Origin of the sequence: Rahnella sp. NRRL B-41462 (assembly GCF_003263525.1) — a bacterium.
GTDB classification, from domain to species: Bacteria; Pseudomonadota; Gammaproteobacteria; order Enterobacterales; family Enterobacteriaceae; genus Rahnella; species Rahnella aceris.
Genome location: NZ_JYDF01000032.1, coordinates 24,998 through 32,831, shown reverse-complemented (window position 1 = coordinate 32,831; position 7,834 = coordinate 24,998). Strand labels below are relative to the sequence as shown.

The window sequence follows — 7,834 nt, the reverse complement described above, 5'->3', positions numbered from 1 at the left end:
AGGGGGTTTAGCAGACAACTCTGCTATACCCTCTCCCTTTTTTATTTCTCCAGCACCCGCCCGATAAAATCGAGAATATCGTCCATCGCTTCCTGACGCGCTGCGGCGGAAGGCATGACGATCAGCTGATCGGAATAGCCATTCATGATGGCAGACAACTGGCGGGTAACGCGTCCGGCATCGGTCGGGCGGAACACGCCGCTGTCGATCCCGGCGCGGATAATGTCGGCCAGCAGCGCCAGCCACTTATGCACCATCAGCCGCGCCAGTTCGGCGTAAGCCTCATTATGCGCCGCCAGTTGCCACAGCGAACCATACAACTGCCAGATATCGCCCTGCGTATCGGGAAGATAATTGCACACCAGCGTGTGTAATTTTGCTTTGGGCTCAAGCGGTGAAATTTCAGCGGAAAACTCTTTCAGCTCCGCCATCATCACCACCGACAGCGCTTCAACGCACAGCGTCTGCCAGTCAGGAAAATAATGATAAATGTGGCTGCGGGAAATCCCGACGTACTCCGTCAGCTCGCGCGTCGTGACTTTTTCAATCCCCTTTTCGATAAAGAGACTGATGGCTCCGTCAAGAATTTTAGCCCTTAACGCTTCCCGGTTTTCTTTCATAATTTATCCTGTACTGGCATTGAGCAGTTGCTCAGACCGGCATTTTATCAGGAAGCCTGGCGTGTGCCCACGGACTTACGCAGCACGATTTTCAGCACCACGACGCTGGCAATCACCAGCACAGCCGCAGAAATCAGCACCGCCAGAAACGCCTGATCAAACGCTGTTCGCGCCAGACTGGTCAGTAACGAAGCATGCTCAGGACTGAGATGCCCGGCGAGCGCCAAGGCTTCATCAAGACTGTCATACGCCGTTTCACCACTGACCAGTCCTTGCGGAAGTGTCAGGCTGCGGCTGTAAACCGCCGTCATCAGGCCGCCCAGCAAGGTCACGCCGAGCACGCCGCCCATTTCCCACGACACATCTTCTATCGCGGCCACCATTCCGGCCTTGTCTTCCGGGGCGTTGAGCATGATCGACGTCGAGGCTGCGGTCACTGCGCCACCAAGGCCAAAACCTAAAATAAACAGACTGATCAGCTGTATCACCGCGCTGCCGTCGTAGACCAGGGCGTGAATGACGATGCCGAGTGCAGATATCGCGAAGCCGCCGAGCATCATTTTGCGCACACCGACACGCGGGATCAGCATACCCGCCAGCGGCGAGGCCAGCGCAGACGCCACCGGGATCGGCAGGATAAACATCGCCGCCATAAACGGCGTCAGTCCGAGCACCAGCTGCAACCGCTGGCTCAGCACCAGTTCGATACCGATCAGCGCAATCATTGAGGTGATCGCCACGCCCACGCCACAGGCAAACGCACGGTTGCGGAACAGTGAAAAGTCGATCATCGGCTGTACTGCGCGTTTTTGTCTTCTGACGAATAAACCGAGGAACAGGACGCCTGCGGCCGCAGAACCCATGATCACCAGCCACGACGAATTAATCTGGCTCAGCTCTTTCAGCGCGTAAATCACGCCCACCAGCCCCGCCATCACCAGCGCAGAACCGGCAAAATCACACGGACGTTGTTTATTACCTTCACCGCGCGGGATCAGCGCCTGTGCAAACGGGAAAACGGCCAGCACAATCGGCACGTTGATCAGGAACACCGAGCCCCACCAGAAATATTCCAGCAGCACGCCGCCAATGACTGGCCCGAGCGCCGCAGCGCCGGAAGCCACCGCCGACCAGATGCCGATCGCCAGCGCACGTTCACGTTCGTTGGTAAATACGTGGCGCACAATTGCCAGCGTCGCAGGCATCATCATCGCCGCGCCAATCGCCAGGAAAACGCGGGAGGCGATCAGCATTTCAGCGCTGGCAGAAAACGCCGCGCACAGGGAAGCGAACGCAAATACCGGCAGCCCGCTCATAAAAAGATTTTTGTGTCCGATGCGGTCACTGAGCATTCCCGCGCCCGGTAACAGACCGGCGACCACCAGCGGATAGGCATTCACTATCCATAATTTTTCCGATGCCGTGGCGTCCAGCGCCTGCGTCAGACGCGGTAACGCGGTGTACAGCACGGTCATATCAATGATGATCAAAAAGAGTGTACTGGTGACAATCGCAAGTATCAGCCAGCGGTTATTGACGAACATAAAAAGTGCCTCAGATAGATTTTGAGCAAGCGCTCAAGACCAGCAAGGTACTTGAGCAATCGCTCAAAATCAAGCAGCATCTGCCTGACAGTTGATGAAGCGTTGAAGATGTAACGGGGGAAAACGTCAGATTTACAGGCAATAAAAAAGCCCGCTCGGAAGCGGGCTAAAAAGGGCAAAACAGACTTTTGTCTCAACTTTCTTATTATCTCCCTGGTGCAGGATTTCTTATTCTTTCACCGTCTCCTCGAGTGTGAAGCGCCCTAACGGATTCTGGTGGAAATCTTTGATATTTTTACGGGTCACGTTGCGGTACGGGCTGTAATACAGATCAATCCAGTTCACATCGGCTTTCGCCATTTTCTGCAAATCGATGTACATCTGTTCACGCTTCTTCGGATCCATCTCCACCCGCGCGGCGGCCACCAGCGCTTTCACTTTGTCATTGTGATAACGCGTCATGTAATTCATGTTCGAGTCATGGCCCAGCGTAAAGGTGGTTTTCTGATCAGGGTCGAGAATGTCGTTAGTCCAGTACATCACCGAAATGTCATAGTCCCCCGCCACTAACATGTCCCAGCTCTGGCTCGGATCCACTTTCTGCAAGTTGGCAGTGATCCCGGCTTTTGCCAGTTGCTGTTGCAGCAATACCGCAATCTGTTCATCCACTTCATCACCGGCATTCACCAGATATTTCAGGGTCAGATTTTTCACTCCGGCGGCGGCCAGCAGTTGTTTGGCTTTTTCCGGGTCGTACGGGCGTTGCAGGTTGTCAGCGTAATGATACAGCGCGCCATCAGGGATGTAGGAGTTGGCGATTTTGCCGTAACCAAACGTCACGGTATCAATAATGGCTTTTTTATCGATGGCGAAGTCCAGCGCCTGACGCACTTCCACTTTGCCCAGGTCACCGTGAGAATGGTTGATCAGCAGGTGATCTTCACGGGTTGACGTATCCAGTTCGACGGCGAGTTTCGGGTCTTTTTGCAGCGATGAAATGCGCGAGAACGGGATCGACAGTGCCGCGTCAATTTCTCCGGCCTGCACTTTCAGCATGCGGGTATTGTCGTCCGGCAGCGTCAGCCACTCGACGCCATCGAGTTTCACTTTTGCGGCGTCCCAGTAGTACGGGTTCTTCACCAGTTCGACTTTCTCACCGCGCGTCCACTCTTTCACGCTGAACGCGCCGGAACCCAACGGGTGTTCGGCAAAATCATCCGCGCCCTGTTTGGTCAGCGCCTGCTGCGAAATCACCGAGGCATTCGGCAGTGCCAGTTGAGAAAGGAATGCTGCCGACGGCGTTTTCAGGGTGATCACCAGCGTATGGGCATCGGGGGCTTTCAGCGTATCGATAATGCTGTATGAATCCTTCCACAGCGATCCGGCGTCATCACGGATACGCGTCAGGCTGAACACGGCATCAGAGGCGGTCACCGGCGTGCCGTCAGAGAATTTCGCGTCGCGCATTTTCAGCGTATAGGTTTTACCGTCCGGCGAAATCGTCCAGCTTTCAGCCAGGCCCGGCAGCAGTTTGGTGCCGGTATTGTCAACGCGCACCAGCGGATCGAACACGTTGGAGAACACCCAGTTATCGGCGTTTTGCGCCGACTTGATCGGGTCAAATGTGGTGCTGTCTTCACGACGGCCAATGGTCAGTACCCCCGCAGCCTGCGCCATTTCGCTGACCAGACTCAACGCCAGCAGCACCCCGGCGGCCACAACGTTAAAATGCTTTTGCTTCATGTAACATTCCTTCAGTCATCGGATTGATCCCGTCGCTTTTGTGGTTATCAAGAACACAGGCGAAGGCATGGTCGGCAATATGCCGGGTTTCAGGTGCCGCACCGTGCCTGCACTCAGGCAGCGCAAAGGCACAGCGTGGATGGAAAGCGCAGCCCGCAGGCAACGAAACCGGGCTGGGTGGTTCTCCCTGTAACGGATGCTCCGGCAGCGGCCGGTCGGGGTCGATTTCAGGGATTGCCGCTACCAGCGCGGCGGTATACGGATGGCGCGGCGCATTAAACACCGTTTGCGTCGGCCCGCTTTCGACAATACGTCCGAGATACATCACCGCCACGCGGTCACACAGGCGGCGCACAATCGCCAGATCATGGGCAATAAATAAGATCGCCAGCCCCATGCTTTCGCGCAGATCCATCAGCAGATTGATGATCTGCGCCTGAATCGACACATCCAGCGCCGCAACACATTCATCAGCGACAATCAGGCGTGGCTCGATAGCCAGCGCCCGGGCAATGCCGGCGCGCTGACATTGTCCACCGCTCAGCGCCTGCGGACGGCGCGTGGCATGTTCCGGGCTGAGGCCAACCAGCGTCAGCAGCGTGCTGACCCGCGCCGGGATGTCCGCTTTCGCCACTTTGTTGTGTACCCGCAACACCTCGCCGATACTTTCGCCAATCGTCTGGCGCGGGTTGAGTGAGGAAAACGGATCCTGAAAAATCATCGCGGTTTGCTGTCGCAGACGGGCAATGTCAGGTTTCATGCCGTCGGTAATCAGTTGCCCGTTAAAACGAACCCGTCCGGCGCTGGCATTTTCCAGCTGCAACATCGCCCGCCCGAGGGTACTTTTTCCGCTGCCCGATTCACCGACCAGCCCCAGCGTTTCGCCTGCGTGAATATGCAGGGACACACCGTTTACCGCCTGAACGTGACGCTTTTTGAAGCCAAAGCCGGAGACCGGAAATGTCACGGAGAGTGCTTCCACTTCCAGCAGCGGATACGGCTGCGGCGTGAGATCAGACGAATGACTCATTGTGCCTCCCGTGGTTCAGCGGATGATGACAGGCCGTTGCGTGGCCGCCCGCTGACATCGCGGGTTGATTTTCACGGCAGAGCGCGGACGCCTGCGCACAGCGGGGATGAAAACGGCAACCACTGGGAAAATGTGCTGCGACCGGTGGCTGACCGGGCAGCGTGATCAGCCGTCCGCTGCCGCCTTCACTGACCGGCTGACAGTCAATCAGGCCGCGCGTATAAGGATGCTGCGCCTGGGCCAGGACCGGCCGTTTTTCACCGGTTTCACATAAACGCCCGCCGTACATCACCGCAATGCGGTCACAGGTTTGCGCCACCACGCCAAGGTCGTGAGTGATCAGAATAATCGCGATACCCAGCCGGTCGCGCAGATCGCGGAGCAGACGTAAAATCTGCATCTGCACCGTGACATCCAGCGCCGTGGTCGGTTCATCAGCAATCAGCATTTTGGGTTCGCAGGCCAGCGCCACGGCGATCATTGCCCGCTGACGCATGCCGCCGGAAAACTCGTGCGGATAGTTATCTGCCCGTCGCTGCGGATCCGGAATACCGACCTGACGCAGCAGTTCCACCGCCTGACTCTGCGCTTCACGGCGGCTGGCCCCAAAATGCAGACGGCGGCTTTCAGCAATCTGCTGACCGATGGTCATCACCGGATTCAGATGGCTGGCCGGATTCTGGAAAATCATGCCGATCTCCCGCCCGCGAATGGCCGTCATGCGTTTATCGTTCAGCGTCAGTAAATCGGTGCCATTGAGGCGGATTTCCCCGGCGCGAATATGCAGCCCTTCACCGGGCAGCAGACGCATCATGGCGCGACAGCTCAGGGTTTTGCCGGAGCCACTTTCGCCGACCAGCCCGAGAATATCGCCCGCATTCAATGTCAGCGAGAGTCTGTCCACCAGCGCCACACCTTGCCGGTCTTCAATGGTTAAGCCGGAAACCTGCATTAACGTCATGGCCGTTCCCCCAGTTTGTCACCCAGTCCGTCCGCCAGCAGGCTGAAACTCATCGCCAGCACCACAATCGCCAAACCGGGGAAGGTGGTTATCCACCACGCCGTAGTAATAAAGCTCTGGCCTTCGGCGACCATCACGCCCCATTCCGCTACCGGCGGCTGGACGCCCAGGCCGAGATAACTCACCGACGCGCCACTGAGTAACACCAGCACGCAGTCGGACATCGAGAACACCAGCGAACTGGTCAGCGCGTTGGGCAGAAGATGCAAAAGTAAAATACGGGGATGGCTGTAGCCCAGGCTGCGCGCGGCCAGAATGAAATCCCGGTGTTTAAGCGTCAGCACCTGCGAGCGCACCAGACGGGCATACGACACCCAGCCCACCATCGCCATCGCGATATAAAAACTGCCCAGTCCCGGCCCGAGAATGGCGATGATCGACAGCATCAGCACCAGAAAAGGAAACGCCAGCACCACGTCTATCACCCGCATGAAAAAAGTATCGACTGCGCCGCCGAGATATCCGGCAAACGCGCCGATCAGCGTGCCGAAGGTAAACGGAAAAATCACACCAATCAGACAGATTTGCAGATCAATCCGTGCCCCCCACATCACGCGGGAAAGAATGTCGCGGCCAAAGTTATCGGTGCCAAACGGATGGGCGAACGTTGGGGGTGACAGTGTCACAGATGCATCCTGCGCAATCGGATCGAACGGCGCGATCCACGGACTGAGCAGCGCAATCAGAACCCAGACACTCAGCATCAGCATGCCGAGCCGTAACGCCTGCTGGCGCGGCAACCCGCGCAGGTGAAAATGGCCCATGCGTTGTGTCGCTATCTTTTCGGTCATGCTCATAGCTTCACCCTCGGATCCAGCGCCACAGTCAGTAAGTCTGCAATCAGGTTCACGATGACTGTCGCCAGGGCGAACACCAGCACCACACCCTGCACCACCATGTAATCACGGCTGATAATGGCTTTCACCAGCAACTGCCCCATACCGGGAATGGCAAATACGCTCTCAATTACCACCGTGCTGCCAATCAGCCAGCCGATATTTACTGCCAGCAGATTGACTGTCGGCACCAGTGAATTGGGCATCACATGTCGCCAGAAAATACGGTTTTCGTTTTGCCCCCGCGCACGGGCGGCGGTGACGTAATCATTCTGTAATTCCATCAGCAGACTGGCGCGCAGGTTACGGGTCAGAACCGCTGACAGCGCCAGCGCAACGGTCAGGCACGGCAGAAACAGGTGATGAATACGCTCGCCGACATCGCTGCCATAGCCCGACACCGGGAACCAGCCGAGGGACAGACTGAACAGTAAAATCATCATGATCGCCAGCCAGAACGCCGGTAATCCGAGGCCGATAGTAGAAAGTAAACGGATCACCTGATCCGCCAGTTGCCCGCGATGTCGTGCCGCTCCGGCCGCCAGCGGCACAGTAAACAGCATCGCCAGCAGCACGCTGCCGAGCACCAGATACAGGGTTGGCTCAATACGCGACATGATCAGCGTTAACGTATCCACACGGTAAATCAGTGACTTGCCCATCTCGCCATGAAACAGGTTGCGCAGAAAATAGAGATATTGCTGCCAGACCGGCAGATCCAGTCCGTACTGCACCCGGATTCGGGCGATGGCTTCCGGTGTGCTGCGTACCCCAAGCAGGATCCGCGCCGGATCGCCGGGTATGGCGCGCACCATCACGAAAGTCAGAATACTTATCCCCAGCAACACCGGCAGCAGTTGCAGCGGTCGCCAGAGCAAAAATCGGTAACGGTGCATGACAATCCTCTTAATGACAGTTTCTGGTGCAGAGCGAGAGTCTTTTCCCCTGTGGCTTTACGTTATCCGCAGTCAGGCCCCGCCGGTAGTTAGCAAAAATACTAGGTTTGCACCGCCAGCGATGTGGCACCGCGATTGCATAAA

The 7,834-nt window shown here is 57.0% G+C and carries 7 protein-coding genes; all 7 read right to left on the bottom strand.

Annotated elements, in window-relative coordinates; all coding sequences use genetic code 11:
- Window positions 1-41 precede the first annotated feature (41 nt).
- Entirely contained in the window at window positions 42-620 is a 579-nt protein-coding gene (locus UC14_RS09295; RefSeq protein ID WP_013577858.1) for a TetR/AcrR family transcriptional regulator, read from the bottom strand.
- Window positions 621-667: 47 nt separating this feature from the next.
- On the bottom strand, window positions 668-2,164 hold the full coding sequence (locus UC14_RS09290; protein ID WP_112197597.1) for an MFS transporter: 1,497 nt from the start codon (window positions 2,162-2,164) through the stop codon (window positions 668-670).
- A 228-nt stretch (window positions 2,165-2,392) separates the two neighbouring features.
- On the bottom strand, window positions 2,393-3,907 hold the full coding sequence (locus UC14_RS09285) for an ABC transporter substrate-binding protein (protein ID WP_112197596.1): 1,515 nt from the start codon (window positions 3,905-3,907) through the stop codon (window positions 2,393-2,395).
- Window positions 3,888-4,937: an ABC transporter ATP-binding protein gene (locus tag UC14_RS09280; protein WP_112197595.1), complete on the bottom strand. Its 1,050-nt coding sequence runs from the start codon at window positions 4,935-4,937 to the stop codon at window positions 3,888-3,890. Before UC14_RS09280 ends, UC14_RS09285 begins: the two co-directional genes overlap by 20 nt.
- Window positions 4,921-5,898 (bottom strand): ABC transporter ATP-binding protein, encoded by a 978-nt coding sequence (locus UC14_RS09275; RefSeq protein WP_013577862.1) that lies wholly within the window; start codon window positions 5,896-5,898, stop codon window positions 4,921-4,923. The genes UC14_RS09280 and UC14_RS09275 overlap by 17 nt, the downstream gene beginning before the upstream one ends.
- Window positions 5,895-6,755 carry an ABC transporter permease gene (locus UC14_RS09270; RefSeq protein WP_112197594.1) on the bottom strand — a complete coding sequence of 287 codons (861 nt, stop codon included), beginning with the start codon at window positions 6,753-6,755 and terminating at the stop codon, window positions 5,895-5,897. Before UC14_RS09270 ends, UC14_RS09275 begins: the two co-directional genes overlap by 4 nt.
- Window positions 6,752-7,690, bottom strand: a complete 939-nt coding sequence (locus tag UC14_RS09265) for an ABC transporter permease (RefSeq protein WP_037033096.1) — start codon at window positions 7,688-7,690, stop codon at window positions 6,752-6,754. Before UC14_RS09265 ends, UC14_RS09270 begins: the two co-directional genes overlap by 4 nt.
- Between the last annotated feature and the right edge of the window lie 144 nt (window positions 7,691-7,834).